The sequence below is a fragment of the Aeromonas sp. HMWF017 genome (assembly GCF_003061465.1).
In the GTDB taxonomy this organism is placed as follows: domain Bacteria; phylum Pseudomonadota; class Gammaproteobacteria; order Enterobacterales; family Aeromonadaceae; genus Aeromonas; species Aeromonas veronii.
This window is the reverse complement of the sequence record NZ_QAJD01000135.1, coordinates 15,275-40,675: the sequence shown is the minus strand read 5'-3', so window position 1 is coordinate 40,675 and position 25,401 is coordinate 15,275. Positions and strand designations below refer to the sequence as shown.

General features: G+C 55.9%; 27 protein-coding genes. 25 read left to right on the top strand and 2 right to left on the bottom strand.

The window, feature by feature from the left end:
* From DBR30_RS22175 to DBR30_RS13240, 17 genes are all read left to right on the top strand, one after another.
* Nucleotides 1-492, top strand: a 492-nt coding sequence (locus DBR30_RS22175) for a chemotaxis protein CheB (protein WP_308813273.1), incomplete at its 5' end; no start/stop codon positions are given.
* 2 nt (nt 493-494) lie between these two features.
* A complete protein-coding gene (locus tag DBR30_RS13315; RefSeq protein WP_005334700.1) occupies nt 495-1,232 on the top strand; it encodes a flagellar motor protein in 738 nt (245 codons plus the stop codon).
* A gap of 2 nt (nt 1,233-1,234) precedes the next feature.
* Nucleotides 1,235-2,155, top strand: a complete 921-nt coding sequence (locus DBR30_RS13310; RefSeq protein WP_108588381.1) for a flagellar motor protein MotB — start codon at nt 1,235-1,237, stop codon at nt 2,153-2,155.
* Nucleotides 2,156-2,159: 4 nt separating this feature from the next.
* The gene (locus tag DBR30_RS13305) at nt 2,160-2,954 is read left to right on the top strand and encodes a ParA family protein (protein ID WP_005334696.1); all 795 of its coding nucleotides are present in this window, start codon (nt 2,160-2,162) and stop codon (nt 2,952-2,954) included.
* Nucleotides 2,951-3,823 (top strand): chemotaxis protein CheW, encoded by an 873-nt coding sequence (locus DBR30_RS13300; RefSeq protein ID WP_108541344.1) that lies wholly within the window; start codon nt 2,951-2,953, stop codon nt 3,821-3,823. Before DBR30_RS13305 ends, DBR30_RS13300 begins: the two co-directional genes overlap by 4 nt.
* Nucleotides 3,824-3,892: 69 nt before the next feature.
* Nucleotides 3,893-4,381, top strand: coding sequence for a chemotaxis protein CheW (locus DBR30_RS13295; RefSeq protein ID WP_005298836.1), 489 nt, complete (start codon nt 3,893-3,895; stop codon nt 4,379-4,381).
* Between the two features lie 28 nt (nt 4,382-4,409).
* Nucleotides 4,410-4,787 carry a DUF2802 domain-containing protein gene (locus tag DBR30_RS13290; protein WP_005334692.1) on the top strand — a complete coding sequence of 126 codons (378 nt, stop codon included), beginning with the start codon at nt 4,410-4,412 and terminating at the stop codon, nt 4,785-4,787.
* Nucleotides 4,788-4,985: 198 nt separating this feature from the next.
* The gene (gene ccmA / locus DBR30_RS13285; RefSeq protein ID WP_108541343.1) at nt 4,986-5,630 is read left to right on the top strand and encodes a cytochrome c biogenesis heme-transporting ATPase CcmA; all 645 of its coding nucleotides are present in this window, start codon (nt 4,986-4,988) and stop codon (nt 5,628-5,630) included.
* 4 nt (nt 5,631-5,634) lie between these two features.
* A complete protein-coding gene (ccmB, locus tag DBR30_RS13280) occupies nt 5,635-6,303 on the top strand; it encodes a heme exporter protein CcmB (protein ID WP_005353658.1) in 669 nt (222 codons plus the stop codon).
* A 170-nt stretch (nt 6,304-6,473) separates the two neighbouring features.
* The gene (locus DBR30_RS13275; RefSeq protein ID WP_108541342.1) at nt 6,474-7,214 is read left to right on the top strand and encodes a heme ABC transporter permease; all 741 of its coding nucleotides are present in this window, start codon (nt 6,474-6,476) and stop codon (nt 7,212-7,214) included.
* A 2-nt stretch (nt 7,215-7,216) separates the two neighbouring features.
* Nucleotides 7,217-7,423, top strand: coding sequence for a heme exporter protein CcmD (ccmD, locus tag DBR30_RS13270; protein WP_005353657.1), 207 nt, complete (start codon nt 7,217-7,219; stop codon nt 7,421-7,423).
* Nucleotides 7,420-7,911: a cytochrome c maturation protein CcmE gene (gene ccmE, locus DBR30_RS13265; RefSeq protein ID WP_108541341.1), complete on the top strand. Its 492-nt coding sequence runs from the start codon at nt 7,420-7,422 to the stop codon at nt 7,909-7,911. Before ccmD ends, ccmE begins: the two co-directional genes overlap by 4 nt.
* An 82-nt stretch (nt 7,912-7,993) precedes the next feature.
* Nucleotides 7,994-9,949 (top strand): heme lyase CcmF/NrfE family subunit, encoded by a 1,956-nt coding sequence (locus DBR30_RS13260; RefSeq protein WP_108541340.1) that lies wholly within the window; start codon nt 7,994-7,996, stop codon nt 9,947-9,949.
* The gene (locus DBR30_RS13255; protein ID WP_108541339.1) at nt 9,946-10,476 is read left to right on the top strand and encodes a DsbE family thiol:disulfide interchange protein; all 531 of its coding nucleotides are present in this window, start codon (nt 9,946-9,948) and stop codon (nt 10,474-10,476) included. The genes DBR30_RS13260 and DBR30_RS13255 overlap by 4 nt, the downstream gene beginning before the upstream one ends.
* 11 nt (nt 10,477-10,487) lie before the next feature.
* Nucleotides 10,488-10,967 carry a cytochrome c-type biogenesis protein gene (locus DBR30_RS13250; RefSeq protein ID WP_017788562.1) on the top strand — a complete coding sequence of 160 codons (480 nt, stop codon included), beginning with the start codon at nt 10,488-10,490 and terminating at the stop codon, nt 10,965-10,967.
* Complete coding sequence (gene ccmI, locus DBR30_RS13245; protein WP_019444735.1) at nt 10,964-12,232, top strand: c-type cytochrome biogenesis protein CcmI; 1,269 nt, start codon at nt 10,964-10,966, stop codon at nt 12,230-12,232. The genes DBR30_RS13250 and ccmI overlap by 4 nt, the downstream gene beginning before the upstream one ends.
* A gap of 85 nt (nt 12,233-12,317) precedes the next feature.
* Nucleotides 12,318-13,130, top strand: a complete 813-nt coding sequence (locus DBR30_RS13240) for an MlaA family lipoprotein (protein ID WP_181363574.1) — start codon at nt 12,318-12,320, stop codon at nt 13,128-13,130.
* 112 nt (nt 13,131-13,242) lie between these two features.
* Here DBR30_RS13240 and sodB read toward each other — a convergent pair whose 3' ends face one another.
* Nucleotides 13,243-13,827, bottom strand: coding sequence for a superoxide dismutase [Fe] (gene sodB / locus DBR30_RS13235; RefSeq protein WP_019444736.1), 585 nt, complete (start codon nt 13,825-13,827; stop codon nt 13,243-13,245).
* 288 nt (nt 13,828-14,115) lie between these two features.
* Here sodB and DBR30_RS13230 point away from each other — a divergent pair, with 288 nt between their 5' ends.
* From DBR30_RS13230 to DBR30_RS13205, 6 genes are all read left to right on the top strand, one after another.
* Complete coding sequence (locus DBR30_RS13230; RefSeq protein ID WP_005353650.1) at nt 14,116-14,460, top strand: Grx4 family monothiol glutaredoxin; 345 nt, start codon at nt 14,116-14,118, stop codon at nt 14,458-14,460.
* Between the two features lie 359 nt (nt 14,461-14,819).
* Nucleotides 14,820-15,824, top strand: a complete 1,005-nt coding sequence (gene tdcB / locus DBR30_RS13225; protein WP_100653290.1) for a bifunctional threonine ammonia-lyase/L-serine ammonia-lyase TdcB — start codon at nt 14,820-14,822, stop codon at nt 15,822-15,824.
* Nucleotides 15,825-15,835: 11 nt separating this feature from the next.
* Nucleotides 15,836-17,167 carry a threonine/serine transporter TdcC gene (gene tdcC / locus DBR30_RS13220; RefSeq protein ID WP_019444738.1) on the top strand — a complete coding sequence of 444 codons (1,332 nt, stop codon included), beginning with the start codon at nt 15,836-15,838 and terminating at the stop codon, nt 17,165-17,167.
* Nucleotides 17,168-17,297: 130 nt separating this feature from the next.
* Complete coding sequence (gene tdcD, locus DBR30_RS13215) at nt 17,298-18,578, top strand: propionate kinase (protein WP_308810874.1); 1,281 nt, start codon at nt 17,298-17,300, stop codon at nt 18,576-18,578.
* 44 nt (nt 18,579-18,622) lie between these two features.
* A complete protein-coding gene (gene pflB, locus DBR30_RS13210) occupies nt 18,623-20,917 on the top strand; it encodes a formate C-acetyltransferase (protein ID WP_108541337.1) in 2,295 nt (764 codons plus the stop codon).
* Nucleotides 20,918-20,986: 69 nt separating this feature from the next.
* Nucleotides 20,987-21,376, top strand: coding sequence for a RidA family protein (locus tag DBR30_RS13205; protein WP_108541336.1), 390 nt, complete (start codon nt 20,987-20,989; stop codon nt 21,374-21,376).
* Between the two features lie 106 nt (nt 21,377-21,482).
* On the opposite strand, the gene DBR30_RS13200 is transcribed toward DBR30_RS13205, so the two are convergent.
* On the bottom strand, nt 21,483-22,694 hold the full coding sequence (locus tag DBR30_RS13200) for an RsmB/NOP family class I SAM-dependent RNA methyltransferase (protein WP_108541335.1): 1,212 nt from the start codon (nt 22,692-22,694) through the stop codon (nt 21,483-21,485).
* Nucleotides 22,695-22,909: 215 nt separating this feature from the next.
* Here DBR30_RS13200 and DBR30_RS13195 point away from each other — a divergent pair, with 215 nt between their 5' ends.
* Both DBR30_RS13195 and DBR30_RS13190 read left to right on the top strand, forming a co-directional pair.
* A complete protein-coding gene (locus DBR30_RS13195) occupies nt 22,910-24,886 on the top strand; it encodes a reprolysin-like metallopeptidase (RefSeq protein WP_108541334.1) in 1,977 nt (658 codons plus the stop codon).
* A complete protein-coding gene (locus DBR30_RS13190) occupies nt 24,883-25,212 on the top strand; it encodes a hypothetical protein (protein WP_108541333.1) in 330 nt (109 codons plus the stop codon). Before DBR30_RS13195 ends, DBR30_RS13190 begins: the two co-directional genes overlap by 4 nt.
* Nucleotides 25,213-25,401: the final 189 nt, after the last annotated feature.

The following is a 25,401-nucleotide window of genomic DNA, read 5'->3' as shown; positions in this document are numbered from 1 at the left end:
TTTCCCCATCCCATCCTGCTTATCCAGCATATGCCAGCCACTTTTACTGCCGCGTTTGCTGCTCGTCTCAACGGGTTATGCCAGATTGGCGTCAAGGAAGCGGAAGATGGCGATGTGCTTAAACCAGGGCATGCCTATCTTGCTCCAGGTGGCAAACAGATGCTGCTGGAAGGTCGTGGTGCAGGGGCCCGCATTCGCATCGTGGATGGCAACGACAAGGTAAATTACAAGCCTTGTGTGGACATCACCTTTGCCTCTGCGGCCAAAACCTATGCCGACAAGGTACTGGCGATTGTGCTGACCGGTATGGGCGCAGATGGCCGTGATGGCGCCAGACTGCTGAAAGAGCAGGGATCAACCATCTGGGCTCAGGATGAGGCTTCCTGCGTGGTATATGGTATGCCGCAAGCAGTAGCCAAAGCGGGGATTGCCAGCGAATCACTCCCTCTGGACAAGGTGGCCCAGCGTATTCTGGTTGAGTTGGGGCGCTAATTATGGGCTTGCTCGGTCTGCTCCTGGCATTGGGGGCTATTGCCATTGCGCAACTGTGGCATGGCGGCTCCCTGTTGACGCTGGTGGACGGCCCCGCTTTTTTGATCGTGCTGGGTGGTACCGTTGGTGCCGTCACGTTGCAGACTCCAGCCAAGTACATCCTGCTGGCGTTGCGCCAGCTATTATGGATTTTTACCCCTCCCCACCAAGATCTTGCGACGCAGGCCGAACGATTGCAGTCATGGGCCGTCTTTGCGCGCCAGCAAGGGCTGCTTGCCCTTGAAAATCAGGCCGAGCAGGAGGAAGACAACTTTACCCGTCAAGGGCTCGGCATGATTGTCGATGGGGTCTCCACAGAGGATATCCGTATGCTGCTGGAAGCGGACATCGATATCGAGCAGGAGCGCAATGAACATGCCGCCAGGGTATTTGAAGCCATGGGGGGGTACAGTCCGACCATCGGGATCATCGGTGCCGTGCTGGGCCTGATCCAGGCCATGTTTCATCTCGAAGACCCGTCAGCACTGGGGGCGGGGATCGCAGTGGCATTTGTGGCAACCATCTATGGAGTGGGGTTTGCCAACCTCATCTACCTGCCTATCGCCAACCGGCTACGTGCATTTCACTATCACTACGCACTCTTTCAGGAGATGACCCTGGAAGGGCTGCTGGCTATCGCCCATGGTGAAAACGGCTTGCAGGTTGAACGCCGGCTCAGGGCCTATTTGAAAGGAGAGTAGCCATGCGCAAGCGCTATCGGTTGCACTTGCAGGGTCGCGAGCATCTTGACCGCTGGCTGGTCTCCTATGCCGATTATATGACGCTGATCTTTGCATTGTTCGTGGTGCTCTACTCTGTTGCGCTGGTGAACAAGGACAAGTATCGCGCGGTGATTGATGGTATGAGCCAGGCGTTCAGTGTCATGCAGTCTGGCGGCAATGGCTTGCTTGAAGGGCAGGGTAATTCCCTGCTGGATAACCCGGTATCTGCCTCTCCATCGTTGCTGGAAAGCCCAGCATCCCTCTCTCCTTCACTTGCTCCTATTTCTGGTGTGCCAGTGCTGCAAGATGGCGCGACACTTGCAAAACTCGATATGCAGTTGCAGCAGAGCATGGGCTCGCTGGTGGATGCCGGTATCGTCAAACTGACGCAAGATGAGAATTGGCTGACGGTTGAACTCAGTTCCGGCTTGTTGTTTGGCAGCGGCAGTGCCTTTTTGGGACCAAACGCTGCACCGGTCATTAATACTCTTTCAAGTATTCTCAAACCGGTCGATAACTATGTAAGGGTTCGGGGTTATACCGATAACCAACAGATAAATAATGAAATTTATCGTTCTAACTGGGCGCTTTCTGCTGCTCGGGCCGAAGCGGTACTCAATGGCTTGATTGCTGATGGGATCGCCCCCCAGCGTCTGGCGTTCGAGGCATATGGCGAGTTTTCCCCCTTTGCTGACAACAGCAGCGAGCAGGGCAGACTGCAGAATCGCAAGGTTGTGGTCGCTATCTCCAAATTTGCTTGGGTGCCGCCGGCACCTGTGGTTGCAACACCGACGGTAGTTGCTGAACCGGTTCCTGCTGTACAGCAGGCGGTGGATGCAGGAGAGATAAAGGTGATCACCTTGCCCGGTGGTGGCATACGCATAACAACAAGGCAGGATTGATACAGTGATTGTTTGGACGGTTGCCAACCAGAAAGGTGGTGTGGGTAAAACCACCACAGTGGTCTCGCTTGCGGGGATCCTGGCCCAGCGTGGCCAGCGGGTGCTGTTGATTGATACCGACCCCCATGCTTCGCTGACTGCATATCTTGATTTTGATTCAGATCGCCTGGATGGAACCCTCTATGAGTTGTTTCAAGCTGTCAAACCGACAGCCGAGCTTGTCAATAAACTGACGCTCAAGACCAAGTTCGAAAATATCAACTTACTGCCAGCATCTATTACTTTGGCGACCCTTGATCGGGTGATGGGCAATCGTGAGGGGATGGGACTGGTACTGAAGCGGGCACTGCTGCGCATTCAGGATCAATATGATTACGTGCTGATCGATTGCCCGCCAGTGCTGGGGGTGATGATGGTCAACGCGCTGGCTGCCTGCGATCGCATTCTGGTGCCTGTCCAGACCGAATTTCTGGCCCTCAAGGGGTTGGAGCGGATGATGAAAACATTCGAGATCATGCAGCGTTCCAAGCGTGACAAGTTCCGCTATACCGTGATCCCGACCATGTTCGACAAGCGCACCCGTGCCTCTCTGATGACCTTGAAGTCGATCAAGGATCAATATGGGGATTCAGTATGGAATGCGGTGATCCCTATTGATACCAAGTTTCGGGATGCCAGCTTGCTGCATATCCCCCCGTCTATCTATTCTCCCGGGAGTCGTGGAACCTATGCATATGAAACGCTGCTCAATCATCTTGATGCCCTTGAGCGGCAACGGGTTCATGAGGTGACGGCATGAGAGATACCATTCAAGTTCGGGCGATGGATGACTATTTCCACTCACTGCTGCTCGATGAGCCACTGGTGCTGGATGAGGTGGAAGAGGTTCAATCTGCCCCTGTTTTACAGTTGCAACGTCAGCCCCAAAGCGTCCCTGAGGTAGTCGCCGCACCTTACCTTGAAAGCGATCCACGGCTTGCCCAGCTCGGTGAGCTATTGGCTCAGGTGGGACAAGTCCAGTTTGAGAATGACGCCTTCACCCAGGAAGCGACTCTCACCGCTCCGCTGGAGATTGTGGCGGAGGATTCACTGCTGCCGGTGGAGCCTGAATGGCCTGCGGAGGTTCTGCTTCCCGAGGTTGCGGAGCCCCATACTACTATCCTGACCGAAACGGCGCTGGAGGTTGCTCCGGTAGAGGCCTGTGAACCTGTTGCCTGGGAAAATATTGATACCGGTAAAGAGTTTCAGGCCCTTTTCTTTGAAGTCGCGGGCGTGACGTTTGCGGTGCCGTTGACCGAGCTGGGTGGTATTCATCAGCTGGGTGAAATCACCTCCCTGTTTGGCCAGCCTGGCTGGTACAAGGGGATCATGACCTCTCGCGAGCAGAAGATGAATGTGGTCGATACTGCCCAGTGGGTCATGCCGGGTCAGCATCTCGAGATGGATGATTACAAGTATCTGATTATGCTTGGTGAATCGCCGTGGGGATTAGCCTGCCATCATCTCAAAGGGACTGAATTGTTACACCGTGACCAAGTGAAATGGCGCCATCAGGAGGGCAAGCGCCCCTGGTTGGCGGGCATGGTCAAAGAAAAAATGTGTGCCCTGTTACACGTCCGCGAACTGCTCCTGTTGCTGGAGCGTGGGGTTAACATAGAAGGTCGCTGATAACTTCTGCAATCGAGCTGTTTTATTGCTAGTTTTAGCAGTAGACGTTTTCATAAAAGGAATAAAAACATGACAGAAAAGCGCAATATTGCACAGAATCTGGCCGAAGATGAAGTGCTGCAATGGGTAACCTTCCAACTGGAAAACGAAACCTACGGCATCAATGTGATGCAGGTTCAGGAGGTGTTGCGCTACACCGAAATTGCACCGGTGCCGGGTGCGCCTGAGTACGTACTGGGGATCATCAACCTGCGTGGCAATGTGGTGACTGTCATCGATACCCGTTCCCGCTTCGGTCTGCCTTCCGGTGATGTGAGTGAAAACTCCAGGATCGTGATCATCGAGGCCGAGAAGCAGGTGATTGGCATCATGGTCGACAGCGTGGCAGAAGTGGTTTATCTGCGCTCTTCCGAAATCGATGCGGCACCTGCGGTCGGTACAGAAGAGAGCGCCAAGTTTATTCAGGGGGTGAGCAACCGTGATGGGCAACTGCTGATCCTGGTTGACTTGAACAAGCTGCTCTCCGATGAAGAGTGGGAAGATATCGGTTCCCTCTGATAAGTAAGGTGATGTTTTGATAATCGAGATGGTTGCCTTGGGGATGTCCCTGATTGCCTTGGCGTTTGCCTCTTATATCTGGTTCAAGAGCAAGCGCAGCAAGCAGGAGTCCGAGGCCAGTGTGGCAACCCTGCAAGGTCAGTTGGAAAGCTTGCGCAAGCAGATGATGGAACTCCATACCGGCGCTATTGGCATGGGGCAGCGTCTGCAGTCGGTGGAAGGGGCGATGCAGCAGGTCAATGAGCGCCAGCAAGAGCTGACCATGCAGGACCCCGAACGCAGGCTCTACAGCCGAGCGGCAAAGATGGTCGAACTAGGCGCCGATCTTGATGAAGTCATGAGTGAGTGCGAGTTGCCAAAGGCAGAGGCTGAGCTCTTGATATCGTTGCGAAAAGGTCGCTCTTGATGATTCAGGAAGGCAATTGCCTTCCTGAATTTTATGTCGTGCAGCCGCTTGCCCCCCAGCTGCGTTGAGCGGATGGTTTCTACCGCATTTTCTTTGTGATACCGGTCGCCAGTCAGTTCAATTGTTGCATCTTTGAAAAGACGTATTCCAATACTGTGTTAAGATGCAGACCGCTTCATTTTCTCTGAAAAAATCCCCATGCTGCTTCAAGTTAACAATCTGAGCTGCGTGCGCGAAGATCGCACTCTGTTTGAACTCTTCTCTTTCTCTGTTGCGCCCGGCGATCTGGTGCAAATTGAAGGGCCCAACGGGGTCGGCAAGACCAGCCTGTTGCGGCTGTTGATCGGGCTGTCGCAACCGTTTGCCGGTGAGGTGTGCTGGAATGGGGAGAATATTCGTCACTGTCGTGATGAGTATCATGCCAATCTGCTCTATCTCGGCCATCAGCCCGGTGTCAAAGCGGCGCTGACCCCTTTTGAAAACCTGAAATTCTACCAGCAGTTACATCACCCGCAGCAAACAGAGACTGACTTGTGGCAGATATTGGCCCGGGTAGGGCTGGCTGGATTTGAAGAGAACCCGACCGGGCAACTTTCTGCCGGTCAGCAACGCCGGGTGGCCCTGGCCAGACTATGGCTGTCACAGAAACCGGCACTCTGGATCCTCGATGAGCCCTTTACCGCCATCGACAAGCAAGGGGTCAAGGTGCTCGAGCAGCTTTTTCTGGCCCACGCCGAACGGGGCGGCATGGTGATCCTCACCACCCATCAGGATCTGACCCTGATGCAGGGACGGCTGAAGACTATCTCGTTGACCCCCTTCGCCTCGACATTGCAGGAGTAACGCCATGTTGCGCGCTGTTATGCATCTTATTCACCGTGAACTGCTGATGGCTCTGCGCCAGCGTTCCGATATTCTCAATCCGCTCTGGTTTTTCCTCATCGTCATCACCCTGTTTCCGTTAGGCATTGGCCCGGAGCCCAAACTGCTGGCCCGTATTGCCCCGGGGATTATCTGGGTGGCAGCGCTATTGGCGGCCATGTTGTCGCTGGAGCGACTGTTTCGCGACGACTTTGCCGATGGCGCGCTGGAGCAGATGATGCTGATGCCGCACCCGCTGGGCTTGCTGGCGCTGGCGAAAGTGGTCGCTCACTGGCTGCTGACAGGCTTGCCGCTGCTGCTGATCTCTCCTTTGCTGGCGATTTTGCTGTCGCTGGATATGAACACTTATCTGGCTGTCGTCGCGACGCTGGCACTTGGCACTCCTGTATTGAGTCTGCTCGGCGCGGTCGGGGTCGCGTTGACGGTGGGATTGCGCAAAGGCGGGGTTCTGCTCAGTCTGCTGATCCTGCCGCTCTATATTCCGGTACTGATTTTTGCCACCTCAGCCATCGATGCCGCGGGGATGAGCTTGCCCTATGGCGGGCAGCTTGCCATTCTGGCCGCCATGCTGGTGGGGGCTTTGACACTGACGCCGCTGGCTGTGTCGGCGGCGTTGCGGGTCAGCCTCAACTGATGGCCGTGAGCTGAACCGGATTTGGCTCCGAACGGAGTCTTTTTGCAAAAAATAATGTTGCGATGGATCAAGGAGAGTGCCGCTTATTGCTTTCGGGGTATTTGATGCTGCCCTGTGGTCGGTATGGTAGGCCTCGCCAAACGATTAATAACAAAAAGGTTTTGTGAGCTATGTGGAAATGGTTGCACCCTTATGCCAAACCGGAGCATGCCTATCAGCTGGCAGGCACGCTGTTGCCCTGGTTTGCGGTGATTAGTCTGCTCTCGTTTGTGATCGGTACTGTCTGGGGCCTCGCGTTTGCGCCAGCAGATTACCAGCAGGGAGATTCGTTCCGGATCATCTATATCCACGTGCCTTCCGCCATTCTCTCCATGGGGGCCTACTCCACCATGGCGGTGGCCGCCTTTATCGGCCTGGTGTGGCAATTGCGGATGGCGGACATGACGGTTGCAGCCATTGCGCCGGTCGGCGCCGTATTTACCTTTATTGCCCTCTTTACCGGTGCCGCCTGGGGCAAGCCGATGTGGGGAACCTGGTGGGTGTGGGATGCGCGGCTCACCTCTGAGCTGATACTTCTGTTTCTCTACCTCGGCGTGATAGCCCTCTACAACGCCTTCAGCGACAAGGTGGTCGCTGGCCGTGCGGCCGGCATTCTGGCACTGGTTGGGGTGATCAACCTGCCCATCATTCACTACTCGGTGGAGTGGTGGAACACCTTGCATCAGGGGGCCACCATCACCAAATTTGACAAACCCTCCATTTCACCCGAGATGCTCTGGCCGCTGCTGATCATGATCCTGGCGTTTGCCGCATTTCTCGGGGCCCTGACCCTGATGCGTTTTCGCAATGAACTCCTGATGCGGGAGTGGCATCGCCCCTGGGTCAAAGAGATTGCAGAGCAGGAGAAGTAAGCATGCACTTTGCCTCTTTCAGTGATTTTATGGCGATGGGCGGTTACGCCTTCTATGTCTGGCTCTCTTTTGGCCTGACGCTGGTGTGTCTGGTCGGCATCATCATTTCTACCCGCATGAAAACCCGCAGCCTGCTCGCCGAGTTGCGCAGCAAACAGGCGCGTGAGGCCCGTCGCAAGGCGGCCCAGCAGATGGAGAACACCCTATGAACCCGAGACGCAAAAAACGCCTCACCATCATTCTGGCCATCACCCTGGGTCTGGCGACCGTAAGCGGGCTGGTGCTCTACGCCCTCAGTCAGAATATCGACCTCTTCTATACCCCGAGCGAGCTGGTGGAGGGGAAGGGGCCGGACAAGGTCAAGCCGGAAGAGGGGCAGCGCCTGCGCATCGGTGGGTTGGTCGTGCCGGGATCGGTACAGCGGGATCCCCAGAGCCTCAAGGTTGCCTTCAAGCTGGTGGATAACGGCGGTCATCTGGTGAAGGTCGAGTTTGACGGCATCCTGCCGGATCTGTTCCGTGAAGGGCAGGGGATTGTTGCCCAGGGCACCCTCAAGGATGCCACGACCGTAGAGGCGTTCGAGGTGCTGGCCAAGCACGATGAGAACTATATGCCGCCGGAAGTGGCCGATGCCACCAACGGCATGCACTTCAAGCCGGAGTATACCGAGGCGCAGTTGAAGGGAGCCAAGCAGTGATCCCTCTGGTGTTTGCCTTTTCCGCTTTGCCTGCCGTGCGTGGTGCGGCTGTTGTCACCGTTCAATTGAAAGGAATGCCTTCATGATCCCGGAATTAGGTCAGTTTGCGCTGATCCTGGCCTTTGCCACCGCCCTGCTGCTGGGCAGCTACCCGCTGCTTGGTGCCAGCTGGGGGCGTCTTGGCATGATGTCGGCGGCCCGCCCGCTCGCCTATGCCCAGTTTTTGTTGCTGCTGCTGTCGTTTCTCTGCCTGACCTGGGCCTTTATCGACAACGATTTCACCGTGCAGTATGTGGCCACTAACTCCAACAGCCTGCTGCCGCTCGCCTATCGCATTTCCGCCGTATGGGGCGCCCACGAAGGTTCCTTGCTGCTGTGGGTACTGACCCTGGGTGGCTGGACTGCGGCGGTGGCCATGTTCAGTCGCCGTCTGCCGCTCGATGCTGTCGCGCGGGTACTCGGCGTGTTGGGGCTGATCTCGGTCGGCTTCACTGCCTTCGTGCTGTTCACCTCCGATCCCTTCACCCGCACCTTGCCCTATTTCCCGGTAGATGGTCGTGACCTCAATCCGCTGCTGCAGGATCCGGGTCTTATCTTCCATCCGCCGATGCTCTACATGGGTTATGTGGGTTTCTCGGTGGCGTTTGCTTTTGCCATTGCTTCGCTGATGACCGGCCGTCTCGATGCGACCTGGGCTCGCTGGTCGCGCCCCTGGACCATGGCTGCCTGGGTATTCCTGACCCTCGGCATCGTGCTCGGCTCCTGGTGGGCCTACTACGAGCTCGGTTGGGGCGGCTGGTGGTTCTGGGATCCGGTAGAAAACGCCTCGTTTATGCCTTGGCTGGCGGGTACCGCTCTGCTGCACTCGCTGGCGGTGAGCGAGAAGCGCGCCACCTTCAAGGCGTGGACCGTGCTGCTGGCCCTGTCAGCCTTCTCGTTGAGCCTGCTGGGTACCTTCCTGGTGCGCTCCGGCGTGCTGGTGTCGGTCCATGCGTTTGCCTCCGACCCGACCCGCGGTCTGTTTATTCTCGGCTTCCTGCTGGCGGTGATCGGTTCATCCTTGCTGCTGTTTGCCTTTAAAGGCTCGCAGGTGAAGAGCCACGGCAAACACGAGCTGTGGAGCCGCGAGACCCTGCTGCTTTGCAACAACATCATGCTGGTTGCAGGTCTGCTGACCGTGCTGCTCGGTACCTTGCTGCCGCTGGTGCACAAGGAGCTGGGGCTGGGGAGCATTTCCATCGGTACTCCCTTCTTCAACCACATCTACAGCTGGCTGATCATCCCGTTTGCCCTGCTGCTGGGGATTGGCCCGCTGTTTCGCTGGCGTCGTCAGAAGCTGGGGGAACTCAAAAGCAAGGTGGTCGTGGCACTGGTGCTGAGTCTGGCCGCAGCCTTGCTGTTGCCGCTGCTCTTTGCCGAAACCTTCAAGCCATGGGCGGCGGTCGGGATTGGGCTGGGTGCCTGGATCATCGTCACCAGCGTGCAGGAGACCTGGGCGCGAGCGACCCACAAGCACAGCTTTGCAGTCGGTGTGCGCAAGCTTGGCAACAGCCACTGGGCCATGATCCTCGGCCATGTGGGGTTGGCAGTCAGCATCATAGGTATCGCCTGCACCCAGAACTACAGCATCGAGAAGGATCTGCGGATGCAGGCGGGTGATCGGGTGCACTTTGCCGATTACGAGTTCGTCTTTGCCGGGATCAAGGAGAAGAACGGCCCCAACTACGATGGCTTCAAGGGCGTGCTGGAAGTGCACCGCAATGGCGAGCAGGTCGCCCTGCTCAAGCCCGAGAAGCGGATGTACAAGGTGAGCCGGATGCCGATGACCGAAGCGGCCATCGATGCCGGTATCACCCGCGATCTATATGCGGCGCTGGGGGAACAGCTCGACAACGGAGCCTGGGCGGTGCGGATCTACTACAAGCCGTTCGTGCGCTGGATCTGGTTCGGCGGCGTCTTTATGGCCATTGGTGGCGTGCTGGCGATGCTGGACAAGCGTTACCGTTTCGGCCGTCGTGAGGAGGAGGCCAAGGCATGAACAAAAAGACCTGGTTGTTTTTAATCCCCTTTATCGTCTTTTTGCTGGGGGCGGTGTTCCTGTTCAAGGGACTTTACTCCGATCCGACCAAACTCGAATCGGTGATGGTGGGCAAAGAGGTGCCGGTGTTCACCCTGCAGGACATTTACGATCTAGGCAAACAGCACGATCGCACCATCCTGACCGGTCGCCCCATGTTGCTCAACGTCTGGGCCACCTGGTGCCCGACCTGCTATGGCGAGCACACCTACCTCAAACAGCTGGCGGGGCAGGGTATTCCCATCATCGGCATGAACTACAAGGATGAGCGCGACAAGGCGATCAAATGGCTGGCGGAGCTAGGCAACCCCTATCAGGTCAACCTCTATGATCCGGACGGCATGCTGGGGCTGGACCTCGGGGTATATGGCGCGCCGGAGACCTTCTTTATCGACAGCAAGGGGATCATCCGGTATCGCCACGTGGGGGATATCAACCCCGAGAACTGGGCGTCGACCCTCAAACCCATCTTTGATGCCATGAAGTGAGGGGAGTCTTGATGAGAGTATTTATTGCTTCCCTGCTGCTGTTGCTGGGATGGGTGGTGCAAGCGCCGGCCATGGCCGCTATCGATGTCTACACCTTCGACAACGACAATCAGGAGCAGGTCTTTCGCGAACTGACCAAGGAGCTGCGTTGCCCCAAGTGTCAGAACCAGGATATCGCCGACTCCAATGCGGGGCTGGCCAAGGACTTGCGCGACAAGACCTACCAGATGGTGCGCGAGGGTAAGGATAAAGAGGAGATCGTGGATTACATGGTGGCCCGCTACGGCAACTTTATCCTCTATAACCCGCCCCTGATGGCCTCCACCCTGATCCTCTGGCTCGGCCCGCTGCTGGTGATCCTGATCGGTGGCGCCGTGGTCGTGATGCGCAGCCGCCGACCCCCTGCGGTGAAAAAACAACTGGATAACGCCTTGAGCGAGGAGGAGCAGCGCCGACTGGCCGAGCTGCTCAAAGAGGAAGAGAAACAATGACCGCTTTTTGGATAGTTATTGCGGGCTTGCTGGTGCTGGTGAGTCTGGCGCTCGTCGTGCCGCTGTGGCGTGGTGAAGGCAAACAGAGCATCAGTCGCTCGGCGCTCAACAAACAGCTCTATCGCCAGCGGCTGCTGGAGATTGGCGAAGAGCGCGAGCAGGGTGTCCTGGCTGAGGAGTCCGACTCGCTGGTCGAGCTGCAACGAAGTCTCTTGGATGATATCCCTGATGTGGAGCAGACTGCCCGCAGTGGCAAGAGTCTGATCTGGATCCCGGGTGTGCTGGTGCTGTTGGTGGTGAGTCTGGGGCTCTACTACAAGTTGGGCTCCTGGCAAGAGGTGAGTCGCTGGCAAGATGCCAGCAGCCGTCTTGGCGAGCTGAGCAACCGCATTCTGGTGGAACGCGATGCCCAGGTGACCGAGCAGGATCTGCTGGACTTCACCCTGGCACTGCGTACCCGCCTCAAGGATGAACCGAATGACTACCGCGGCTGGTTGCTGCTGGGACGCTTGGCGCTGGATGGCAATGATCCCGAGATGGCCAGCGAGGCACTGGAGCGGGCCTACACGCTTGCTCCCCAGAAGTCGCTGGTGGCGGTGCCCTACGCGCAGGCGCTGATGATGACGGGGGATGAGGCGCAAGCGGATGCCCTGTTGCAAGCTGCTATCGCGCAGGATCCGGACAATATCGAGGCGCGCTCTGTCTATGCCTTTATGGCGCTGCAAAAAGAGGACTTCCAGACCGCGCTGGCTCGCTGGCAGGCGATGTTGCCACTGATGGAGAAAGGTACCCCCCGTTACGTGATGGTCGAGCGCTCCATGGAGTATGCCCGCGCGCAGCTCAAGCAGCGCGGCATCGAGGTGACGAATTCAGGCGCAGCCAAAGCGGGCGCAGTTGAGGGACAACCGCTCGCGGTGAAGGAGGGGGAATTCCCCATCCACGTCACGTTGGCGGCGGGCATTCAGATGCCGGAAGATGCCCATCTCTTCGTCTTTGCTGTGGTGCCCAACGGGCCGCCCATGCCCATCGCCGTGAAGCGTATCGCAGGGCCAACCCTGCCTGTTACCCTGTCACTCGGGGATGGCGATGCTATGATGGAAGGCAGCAAGCTGGCGGCCTATCCGGAGCTGCAGTTCAAGGCGCGTCTCTCGCGCGGTGGCAATGTGATGAACAAGGAAGGAGCCTTCGAAGGAGTATCCGTGCCGGTCAAGACGGCAGAGATCCCTGCTGCTCCGATTGACATCCGCATCGATCACGCCCTCTAATATGCCTTTGGATAACCCGGCCCCTGGATGGGGGCCGGGTTATCTATACTTCTGATAAATCAAAATAAAACGTCAGGACAATCATATGTATCTTCGTTCAGGAGCCATACTGGCAGCCCTCTTGCTGGCTGGCTGTGCCGGGGGCCCGCCCAAGCCTGGCCCAGAGAGCCTGGATCTCAATTCCGGCATGAATAATCCGGGTGCCACCAGTACGGCGGCCGATCCGCGCGACCCCTTCCAGGGGGCCAACCGGGCCATGTGGGCGGTCAACTATGATGTGCTGGAACCCTATGTGGCACGTCCTGTGGTACATGCCTATGCCCGCTACATTCCGGTAGGGGTGAAGGATGGCATTGCCAACTTTGTTGCCAACTTTGATGAGCCAAGCAGCATGGTGAACCATCTGATCACCGGTGATTTGAAGGGGGCGGGCACCAACCTAGGGCGCTTTACCCTCAACACCACGGTCGGTCTGCTGGGTATCTTCGATGTGGCCAAACATGCCGGCCTCGAGCGCAACAAGCTGGAGATGGACACAGTGCTGGGCAGGGCCGATATCGGTAATGGTGCCTACATCATGGTGCCTGTCTACGGCCCGACTACCACCCGGGAGCTGGTTGGTGATGCGATTGACAGCTTCTACTTCCCCTATGCCCTGTTAACCTTCCCGATGAAGGTTGCACACTGGGCACTGGATGGCTTGGGCACACGTGCCAAGCTTATCGATCAGGAGCGGATCATCGACAACTCCCTCGATCCTTATGCGCTGACCAAGGACTTCTACCTGCAATATAACCAGGGCAAGGTGACGGGCAAGCAGACCGAGCTGAAAGCGTCTCAGCAAGAGCAGGCCGACGATGCCAATCTGGATGAATATATGGACGAGCTGGACCAGTAAGCGGGTCATCTCGATATGTAAAAGGCGCCTGCGGGCGCCTTATTCATTTTCGCAGCCATATCGAGATAAAAAAACGCCCCGCAGTGCGGGGCGTTTTGGCAAGCGAGGCTGATTAGGCAGCCAAATTCTTGGCCACGAATTCCCAGTTAACCAGAGCCCAGAAGGTTTCCATGTACTTCGGACGCAGGTTGCGGAAGTCGATGTAGTAGGCGTGCTCCCACAGGTCAACGGTCAGCAGCGGGGTGGTACCGGCTTCAGTCAGCGGGCAGCCTGCGTTGGAGGTGTTGACGATAGCCAGAGAGCCGTCAGCTTTCTTCACCAGCCAAGTCCAGCTGGAACCGAAGTTGCCGATGGCTGATTTGGTGAAGGCATCTTTGAACTCGGCGAAGGAGCCGAATGCCTTGTTGATGGCCTCAGCCAGGGCGCCAGTTGGCTCGCCACCGCCATTCGGGGAGAGGCAGTGCCAGTAGAAGGTGTGGTTCCAGATCTGGGCGGCGTTGTTGAAGATGCCGCCGTTGGAGGTCTTGATGATCTCTTCCAGAGACTTGCCTTCAAACTCGGTACCCGGCACCAGATTGTTCAGGTTGACCACGTAGGTGTTGTGGTGCTTGCCGTGGTGATATTCCAGAGTTTCCTGGGAGATGTGCGGTTCCAGAGCGTTGATTGCATAGGGCAGAGCGGGAAGTTCGAATGCCATTTTCTACTCTCCATTGGCTGGACCGTGCGAAGGCGACGGTTGCAAGACATTGCGTACTCTTTTCTATATGTGAAAAGAGTTGTTTTTAAAATGATGGGGCTGGGTAGCCCAAAGCCAAGGGATTGTAGCAGTATCAAAGATGGCCTAACAACTCTTGATTGGCGCCATGATCGCGATCAATCCTGTGTGGGTTCTTTGCGCAATTCGAGCCGGGTCACCCCTTTGTCAGTTTGTGCTCGGGCAAGATTGCAGTAGAATGGCCGCCGAAATCGCTCTAGTGAGGCACCTATGGAAACTATTGAAAAGATCAAGCAGCAGCTGGCTGACAACCCCATCATCATCTACATGAAGGGCTCCCCCAAGCTACCCAGCTGTGGCTTCTCTGCCCAGGCCTCCCAGGCTCTGATGTCCTGCGGCGAGCCGTTTGCCTACGTTGATATCCTGCAAAATCCGGATATCCGCGCCGAATTGCCAAAATTCGCCAACTGGCCGACCTTCCCCCAACTGTGGGTTGAAGGTGAGCTGATCGGTGGCTGTGACATCATGATCGAGATGTTCCAGGCCGGCGAGTTGCAGGCTCTGATCAAAGAGACTGCTGCCAAGTACAAGAAAGATGATGCTGCAGCCGAGTAATCGGTTCTGTGTTGTCGAGAGGGAGCTATATAGGCTCCCTTTTTTATTGTCCCGGTTCTGGCAGGCAAGCAACTGATTGCCGGTTGCAAAAAGCAACGCAATTGCCCTGAAAAATCTAATCTTTACGGCTTTGTTTTGGAGTTGTTAATTATATTGTTTGCCAATATATGATTACTTTTTTTAATCCATTTGGATTCAAGTGTTGCTGCCATCACATTTTTTGATAATTTCACCGTAACGCAGTCTCTTTGTAGATTTTTTTGTGTTTATGCTCACATTAATTGCAAGTGATAGAACCTAGTATCGCTTCGCCCTGTGAAATAAAACCCTACAAATTAATAAATAAAAAGAGATTTGCGATGAAGATGTATAGCAATCTGCCCATTGGTCTTCATGATATTACTGAAGCCAAAAAAAGACTGACCAATCATATATACAAGACCGCGCAACTACCCTCTAACTACATCAGCGAACGTTGCCATGGCGAGGTTTACCTCAAGCTTGAAAACATGCAACGTACAGGCTCTTTTAAAATTCGTGGTGCCTTCAACAAACTCAGTTCATTAAGTCTGGAAGACCGACAAAAAGGTGTTGTCGCCTGCTCGGCGGGCAATCATGCCCAAGGTGTATCACTCTCCAGTGCCATGCTGGGAATTGATGCCAAGGTGGTCATGCCTTGTTGTGCCCCCAAATCAAAAATTGCTGCAACCAGTGACTATTCAGCCAAAGTGATCCTCCATGGAAATAGCTTCAATGACACCATTGCCAAAGTCAGCGAAATCGTGGAGATGGAAGGCCGCGTATTTATCCCCCCCTTTGACGATGCAAAAGTGATTGCCGGCCAGGGCACCATTGGCCTGGAAATTATCGAAGATTTGTATGATGTCGATAACATCATAGTACCGATCGGTGGCGGTGGTTTGATTGCCGGTGTTGCCATGGCTATCAAATCTATTAATCCGACCATCAAGGTGATTGGTGTGCAATCCGAGAATGTGCACGGTATGGCGGCCTCTTTCTATGCCGGTACCATGACCAATCACAGAACCAGCAGCACGCTGGCCGATGGCTGTGATGTGGCAAGACCCGGTTCACTGACCTTCGAAATCGTCAAACAATTGGTGGATGATATTGTACTGGTCACCGAGGAGGATATTCGTCATAGCATGGTTGACCTTATTCAACGCAACAAGGTGATTACCGAAGGGGCGGGAGCTCTGGCCTCGGCAGCGCTGCTCAGCGGCAAGCTGAAACATTATGTCGAAGGTAAAAAGACCGTCAGCATTATTTCGGGTGGCAATATTGATCTGACCCGGATCGCCGAAATTATCGAACAGAACAATATTCGTCAATTTAGCCTGTAAGGAATGCAGTCATGATATTAGACAGTGTTGTCACCGGCAGTAAAGAGAATACGCGTGCATGGCGTAAATCGGATACCACATGGGGATTAGGTCTGTTCGGTACTGCTATCGGGGCGGGGGTCTTGTTCTTTCCAATCCGGGCCGGATATGGTGGCCTGATCCCAATATTAATCATGCTGGTGCTGGCTTACCCCATTGCATTTTATTGTCACAGGGCGTTGGCCAGATTATGTCTTTCCGGCAGTAATCCTTCAGCCAATATCACCGAAACCGTCGAAGAGCATTTTGGCAAGATGGGTGGAGTGGTAATTACCTTCCTCTATTTCTTTGCCATCTGCCCACTGCTGTGGATATATGGTGTGACGATCACCAATACCTTTATGGCATTTTGGGAGCATCAACTACAGTTGGTTCCGCTTAATCGAGGTGTGGTTGCACTGGCATTGTTGATGTTGATGGCATTCGTGATCTACTTCGGTAAAGATCTGATGGTCAAGGTGATGAGCTATCTGGTCTTTCCCTTTATTGCCAGTCTGATCGTTATCTCTCTCTCCCTCGTCCCGTACTGGAACAGTGCCGTCTTTGATCAGGTCAATCTGAGCGAGATATCGATGTTTGGTCACGATGGTATTCTGGTCACCGTCTGGCTGGGGATCTCCATCATGGTCTTCTCCTTCAACTTCTCGCCGATTGTCTCCTCTTTCATTGTCTCCAAACGGGAAGAGTATGAGCAGGAGTTCGGTCGTGATTTTACCGAAAAGCGCTGCTCGAAGATTATCTCCGGTGCCAGCATGCTGATGGTGGCCGTGGTGATGTTCTTTGCCTTCAGCTGCCTCTTTACCCTGTCACCGCAAAATATGGCGGAAGCCAAAGCCCAGAATATTCCGGTGCTCTCCTATCTGGCCAACCACTTCTCCTCAATGACGGGCAGCAAGTCTGCGTTTGCCACCACTCTGGAGTATGCGGCGTCCATCATTGCGCTGGTTGCCATCTTCAAATCCTTCTTCGGCCACTATCTGGGGACGCTGGAAGGGTTGAATGGTCTTATCCTCCGCTTTGGCTATCAGGGCGACAAAAGCAAGGTTTCCAGTAAAAAACTCAATATGGTCAGTATGTTGTTCATCATGGGCTCCACCTGGCTGGTCGCTTATGTGAACCCCAACATCCTCGACCTGATTGAGGCAATGGGGGCGCCAATCATCGCTTCCCTGCTCTGTCTGCTGCCTATGTATGCGGTGAGCAAGACACCGGCACTGGCAAAATATAAAGGTCAGGCCAGCAACCTGTTTGTCACCATCATCGGTGTGCTGACCATCCTGAATATAGTTTCCAAGCTGTTCTGAAAAGCTTTTCTGCAAGTCATCAGCCATTCAGGCCCCCCTGGCGGGGTCTGCATGGCGCAGTCAGAAGTGCGCAATAACCTGTTCTTGGTTGGCCACAATTATGTGGGCCCAGGGCAAGGCTATCCGTGATTTGGCCACCACACTCAGTGGTAAATATGTTCTGACTGCAGTGACTCGACATCATAAATATCGAGGCGATGTAATGAAGTTTGATTCGTTGATTCTGGTTATCAATTGCGGCTCTTCGTCGGTCAAATTCTCGGTACTGGACAGTAAAACCTGCGAGGTGGTGATATTCGGTATGGCTGATGGTATTGAGACAGCCCATCCCCAATTGCAAGTGGGTAAAGAGCCCGCAATGTCATTACCTGAAAATAACCACACCTGTGCATTGGCTGCCATCGCGGCGGAGTTGAAAAAACGGGATCTGCTGGATGCCATTGCACTGGTTGGTCATCGAATTGCTCATGGTGGTAGTGAATTTAGTGAAGCCGTGATCATTGATGAACATGTATTGGCCAAAATCAAGCAGGTGTCACCTTTGGCTCCCCTGCACAATCACGCCAATTTATGTGGCGTGATGGCCGCCCGCCAGCTATTTCCCAACCAGCCCCAAATTGCGGTATTTGATACCGGCTTTCACCAGACCCTGAAGCCGGAAGCTTATATCTATGGGCTGCCTTACCAATATTTGCAGGATTACGGCGTGCGCCGCTATGGCTTCCATGGCACCTCCCATCGCTATGTGGCCGAGCAGGCCTGCGTATTTATGGGGCTGGATGAGCAGCATGCCGGTCTGGTTATCGCCCATCTGGGCAATGGCGCCTCTATTTGCGCGGTACAGGATGGCAAGAGCGTTGATACCTCGATGGGGATGACGCCGCTGGAAGGGTTGATCATGGGCAGCCGAAGCGGCGATATCGATTTTGGCGCGCTGGCCTATATCGCCAGCAAGACGGGTCAATCCATCGAGGATATCGAGCGGGTATTGAACAAGCAGTCCGGTCTGCTGGGTATTTCGGGGCTCTCCTCCGATATGCGGGTATTGGAAGCTGCCTATCACGAAGGACATCCCGGGGCAAAATTGGCCATTCACGTTTTTGTCCATCGTATTGCCCGCCATATCGGCGGTCATGCCACCTCATTGCGCCGGCTGGATGCCGTTATTTTCACCGGCGGGATCGGCGAGAACTCGGCCTTTATCAGAAAGCTGGTATGCGAACGACTTCAGGTATTTGGCGTAGCGATCAGCGAGCCGTTTAACCAGCGTCCCAATAGCGAGGGCTGCCGGGTAATTTCGGCGGCAGAATCCATGGTACTGGCGGCGGTTATTCCCACCAATGAAGAGAAAATGATCGCGCTGGATGCCATTCGTCTTGGGCAGCAGATTCGTCAGGCCGAGTGCGTCTGACATATTCCACTGTAGTGTCATGAGTAGTGAATGAGGTTTATTTGATGAAAGTTGATATGCAATTGGATCAGGATAAATTCCGCCTGGCATGGCAAGGGTTTGCCGGTGAAAACTGGAAGCACGAGATCAACGTCCGTGATTTTATCCAGCAGAACTACACCCCCTATGAAGGTGACGAACAGTTTTTAGCGGATGCCACAGAAGCGACCACCACTTTGTGGAACAAGGTGATGGAGGGGATCCGTATCGAGAACGCTACCCACGCACCGGTCGATTTTGATACCAATATTGCCACGACCATTACTGCCCACGGGCCGGGTTATATCGAGCAAGGGCTGGAAAAGATTGTTGGCCTGCAAACCGACAAGCCCCTTAAAAGAGCACTGCACCCATTTGGCGGCGTAAATATGATCCGCAGCTCTTTTGAAGCATATGGCCGGGAGATGGATCCCGAATTTGAATATACCTTCAGCGAATTGCGCAAAACCCATAACCAGGGCGTGTTCGACGTCTACTCTCCCGAGATGTTGCGCTGCCGAAAATCAGGGATTTTGACCGGTTTGCCGGATGGTTACGGCCGTGGTCGCATTATCGGAGATTATCGTCGGATCGCGCTTTATGGCATAGATTATCTTATCCGTGAGCGGGAGCAGCAGTTCGCCGATCTGCAACCGGCGCTCGAGCGTGGAGAGCAGCTGGAGCAGGTGATCCGTCAGCGCGAGGAGCTGGCAGAGCACAAGCGGGCACTGGTGCAGATCAAGCAGATGGCTGCCAACTACGGCTTCGATATCTCAGGGCCAGCACGCACGGCGCAGCAGGCAGTGCAGTGGCTCTACTTTGCCTATCTGGCAGCGGTGAAGTCGCAAAATGGCGGGGCCATGTCCCTCGGTCGTACCGCCACCTTCCTCGACATCTATATCGAGCGGGATCTTAAGGCGGGGCTTATCAGCGAGCAGGATGCCCAGGAGCTGGTTGATCACTTCATCATGAAGATCCGCATGGTACGTTTCCTGCGTACCCCCGAGTTTGACTCCCTCTTCTCCGGCGACCCCATTTGGGCCACCGAGGTGATTGGTGGCATGGGGCTGGATGGTCGTACTCTGGTGACCAAAAACTCCTTCCGTTACCTCCACACCCTCAAGACCATGGGGCCGGCGCCCGAGCCCAACCTCACCATCCTTTGGGCGGAAGGATTGCCGCGGGCCTTCAAGACCTATGCGGCCCGCGTCTCCATCGATACCTCATCCCTGCAGTATGAAAACGATGACCTGATGCGCACCGACTTCGAGAGCGATGACTACGCCATCGCCTGCTGCGTGAGCCCCATGGTGATCGGCAAGCAGATGCAGTTCTTCGGTGCACGCGCCAACCTGGCCAAGACCCTGCTCTATTGCATCAACGGCGGGGTGGACGAGAAGCTGAAGATCCAGGTTGGTCCGAAAGTGGCGCCCATCATGGACGAGGTGCTGGATTACGAGACCGTCATGGCCAGCCTCGACAGCTTTATGGATTGGCTGGCGGTGCAGTACATTAGCGCGCTCAACCTTATTCACTACATGCACGACAAGTACAGCTACGAGGCTTCCCTGATGGCGCTGCACGATCGCGACGTCTATCGCACCATGGCCTGCGGCATTGCCGGTCTGTCGGTGGCGGTCGATTCGCTGGCGGCCATCAAGTACGCCAGGGTCAAGCCGGTGCGCGATGCTGACGGGCTGGCGGTCGATTTCGTGATTGAGGGGGAGTATCCCCAGTACGGCAACAACGACGAGCGAGCCGACTCCATCGCCTGCGATCTGGTCGAGCGCTTCATGAAGAAGATCCAGGCGCTGCCGACCTACCGCAATGCGGTACCGACCCAGTCGATCCTGACCATCACCTCCAACGTGGTGTATGGCCAGAAGACTGGCAACACCCCTGATGGCCGCCGCGCCGGTGCCCCGTTTGCACCGGGAGCCAACCCGATGCACGGTCGGGATCGCAAGGGGGCGGTTGCTTCGCTCGCCTCGGTAGCCAAGCTGCCGTTCAAATACGCCAAGGACGGGATCTCCTACACCTTCTCCATCGTGCCGGGGGCGCTCGGCAAGGAGCCGGCCAATCGTGAGAACAATCTGGTGGGGTTGATGGATGGCTACTTCCACCATGAGCGGGATGTAGAAGGGGGTCAGCACCTCAACGTCAACGTGATGAATCGCGAGATGCTGCTGGATGCCATCGAGAATCCGGACAAGTACCCCAGCCTGACCATCCGGGTCTCCGGTTATGCGGTGCGCTTCAACGCCCTGACCTGCGAGCAGCAGCAGGACGTCATCTCCAGAACCTTCACCAACATGATGTAACTCTCATGCCCGGAGTGAGCAGGTTTGCTCCGGGCCTACTTTTTGTTTGTCAGCACGAGGAAGTAACAGATGCGACAGGTTATCACTACCAAGGCGGCGCCGGGCGCCATCGGCCCCTATGTGCAGGCCACCCGGATTGGCAACATCCTCTACACCTCCGGTCAGATCCCGCTGGACCCGGTGAGCGGCGACGTTGCGGAAGGGATCGAAGCGCAGACCCTGCGCTCCCTGCAAAACGTACAGGCGATTGTCGAGGCGGCAGGCGGCGAGGTGCGCAACATCTTCAAGACCACGGTGTTTGTCTCGGATCTGAACGACTTTGCTGCGGTGAATCAGGTCTACAACGACTTCTTCACCGAGCACGATGCCATGTATCCGGCTCGCTCCTGCGTAGAAGTGGCCCGCTTGCCGAAGGATGTGAAGATCGAGATAGAGGCGATTGCTGCGCTGGAGTCCTGACGCGGCGATCCTTATCAATAAAAAGAGCGGCAGCCCGAGGGCTGCCGCTCTTTTTTCATCAAACCCGCCGTGCGCGCTAAGGGCGCAAGGAGTGGGTCACGCTGGATCAGGCGATCCGTTCGATACGAGCCATGTAGAAGCCGTCGAAGCCGGTCTCGGACGGGCTCACGGTGTGATCGTCACGCAGACGGAAGTTTTCGTTGGCGGTGAGGAACTTGTCCACCTGCTGGCGGTTCTCCTCGGGCAGGATGGAGCAGGTTGCATAGACCAGCAGGCCGCCGACTTTCACCATCTGGCTGTAACGCTGCAGGATCTCTTCTTGCAGCGCGACCAGCACCGGCAGACGCTCGGCGGTATCACGCCACTTGGCATCCGGATTGCGCTTGAGGACGCCCAGACCGGAGCAGGGCACGTCCAGCAGTACACGGTCGGCGCTCTCTTTGAGGCGCTTGACGGTCTTGCTGCTGGTGATGACCCGGGTCTCCACGTTGTGGGCACCGGCGCGACGGGCGCGTTGCTTGAGGTTCTCCAGCTTCCACTCTTCCACATCCATTGCCAGCAAACGGCCTTTGCCTTGCATCATGGCGGCGATATGCAGGGTCTTGCCACCGGCACCGGCGCAGGCGTCTATAACGCGCATGCCTGGGGCAACCTCAAGGGCTGCCGCAACCAGCTGGGAGCCTGCGTCCTGCTGTTCGAAGCAACCATCGGCAAAGGCCTTGGTACGGAACAGGGCGGCGTCAGAGGTGACCTGCAGGGCTGTCTCCACACCTTCAACCGGAATGGTGGTGACATGCTCTTTGGCCAGCATGGCTTGCAGCTCATCACGGGTGCACTTGAGGGTGTTGACCCGCAGGTAACGCTTGGGCATCCAGGCCAGGGCGGCACGCTCGGCAGGCCAGGCTTCACCCAGCTGCTCGCTACCCAGTTTCTCCAGCCAGCTCGGGCAACCATCCATCAATACCGGGTTCTTCTTCGCCTCGGTCAGACGGCGGCGGAATGCCTCTTCATTGAAGCGATCCAGGGTCGGGTGGTTGGGCTGGGCAATTTTGTGGAAGGCATGCCAGCTGTGCAGCAGCGGCCAGACATTCTTTTCGGCCTGACGCACCTGAATACCGGTGAGGAAACAATAGAGGCTGAGACGGCGCAGCAGGTCGCCGGTGACCAGGGCAATCCTTGCCTGTTCTTGCGGTTTGAGTTCGATGCCGGAGAAGTGACGGGCATAAGCGCGGTCGAGGGTAAGACCCTGACCGAGCACATCGTCAACAATGGCAACGACCAGATCCCCGAAACGGGGCAACAGTGGGGATTTGAGCATGAGATTAACCTTGGCCAGATAAAGATGAACCGCACCTTTGTGAAGAGGAGCAGTTCTAAAATTGACAAATCCGCGCAATGATAGGGGTTAGACGGGGTTGGCGCAACACTCCCCATGGGTGAGTGGCTGAAACAGTGGCGCCGGGCTTTTTGATTCGGCGGGATAATGATGCCGGTAATGGTTCAAAAAAGTGCATGACTACAAGGATGACAAAGATGCATGTGAGCAGTAAGTGTTCGTTGGCCTTGTTGGTGGCCAGTTTGTTGGGGTCAACCAGCCTGATGGCCAGCGAGTGGAGTACGGTAGCCGCCAGAGCGACTGCGGAGCAAGGTTATGAGGTGCGGGCCAATCAGTTTCGGGTGGCCAAGGTGCCGCTCGACTATTTTGCCGGGCTGCAAGCCGGGGCGAGTGAGCTGACCCTGCCGCTGCCCGATGGGGGGGAGGTCACCTTTGCTCTGGAAGCCTACGACTTGCTGCCTGCAGATCTCGCCGCCAAGTATCCGCAGATCCGCACCTTCAAGGGTCACAACCCGGCGCATCCGATAGAGACGGGGCGTTTCGATCTGGGGCCGCAAGGTTTCCACGCCATGTTCAGCCATCAGGGCAGGATGGTGTTTGTCGATCCGCTGCGCAATGCCGAAGGCTACGCCGTCTATTACCAGCAGGATGCCCATAGTCGATTGGTAGAGGCTGCAGATGAGGTGATAGGGCCCAAGCTCAGCAAACTGGTGCGCAAGGTGCAAGTGGATGGCAATGTTCGCAAGCGCTACGTCATTGCCATTTCGGCGACAGGAGAATTTACACAATACCACGGTGGCTCCAAAGCGCTTACCATGGCGGCGATTGCGACCTTGCTCAACCGCGTTAATCAGGTCTATCAACGGGATGTGGGCGCCGAATTCGTGCTGGCCAGTGGCAATGACAACCTGATCTTTACCGATCCGGCCAGCGACTTGTTTGCCAATGATAATTCGGATGCGCAGACCAATATCGGGGTACAGGCTTATTACTTTACCAATATGCAGCTCGGTAATTTTGATATCGGCCATGTCCTGAATACCAATGGCGGCGGTCTGGCCGGATTGGCAGTGCTCTGCACCAATCAGAAGTCTGGTGGGATGTCGGGTTCACCCACACCGGTGGGAGATGCCTTCTTCGTTGACTATGTGGCTCATGAAATTGGCCACCAGTTTGGTGCTGATCATACCTTCAACGGCACTACCGGGAGTTGCGGTGCTGGTACCCGGGTTGCGAGTCAAGCCTATGAGCCTGGTAGTGGCAGCTCCATCATGGCCTATGCCGGTATTTGTGGTGATGAGAATATTCAGACTCACAGCGACCCCTATTTTCATAGCAAGTCCATCGAGCAGATGCGTGCGCACATGGCGACCGTATCGACTTGTGGAACCACACTCGCGTTGAGCAATAATGCCCCGCAGGCAGCTGCAGGGGGGGACTATGTGATCCCTGCCAATACGGCCTTTATGTTAAAAGGGGCGGGTGGAGATCTGGATAATGATTCTCTGCTCTACAACTGGGAGCAGATCGATCTGGGTACTGAATCGAGTAGTGCCGCCACCATGATTGACGATGGCTCCCGGCCGCTGTTTCGTTTTGTCTCTCCCACGGCATCGTCGGAGCGGATCCTGCCGAGTTTGCCATCCCTGCTCTCCGGCACACTTGCCAAAGGAGAGGCCTGGCCGACTACCAACCGGGATCTCAATTTCAGACTGACGGTGCGTGATGGTCAGGGTGGCGTTGCCAGTGATGACATGAAAGTGCAAGTGATCAATACCGGTGCGGCATTTCGCATCACCAACCCGTTTTACGGGGTGACTCTCACTCCGGGGGCCAGTCAGGCAGTGGCATGGGATGTGGCGGGCACAACTGTGGCGCCGATCAGTTGCAGCAAGGTGGACATCTCGGTGACCCAGGATGAGGGCGTCAGCTGGACAATGCTCGCCGCCGGACAACCCAATAACGGCGCAGCAACGGTAACGTTGCCTGCCGATCTCACCAGCAGCGTCAGGCTGAAAGTGGCATGCAGCGACAATATCTTCTTTGCCATCAGTCCCCTCAAATTGCCTCTGGTGCAAGGTGGCTCGACTTCAGGTGGCGGCGGTGGTGGCGGGGCGCTCGGATTGTGGACGCTGGCTCTGGCGCTGCTCGGCTGGCAACGGAGGCGCACATGAAGGGAGTCCCTCTGTTGCTGCTTGTCATGCTCGGCGGCTGTCAGGCCGATGCCAGCACGCTGGAACAGGAGCTGAGTGCAAACCTCGCCAGGCAGGATTACCGCCTGATAGTGATAGCCGGGCGGGGAGAGTTCGCCCCCGGTATTGCAGCCGAGCAGCAGGCAGAGGTCAAGGCGCGCTGTGGAAAGCGTTATCTGGATGGATTGGGCGATGTGATAAGGCCCGGTCAGCAAGAGATACATGCCAAGTTGAGTGCTTACGCCAGCGAGTATAACCAGCGTATGCTGATTCATTGCCCAATAGCATCGGGCGCTGGCAAGCAGTAATACACCAACGAACCAATCCAAATGGAGGGGATATTCATCCCCCTATCTATCCGTGAAGGCGCCAATGGCGCCTTCACTTTTTTCCGTTGTTGAATGGGGCCAGTCTGTATTGCCTGAGATGGGGAGCGCGGGTATAGCACGATTTTTCAGCGTGACAGAAGTTTTGTGCGAATTTTCTTTTCTGTCTGT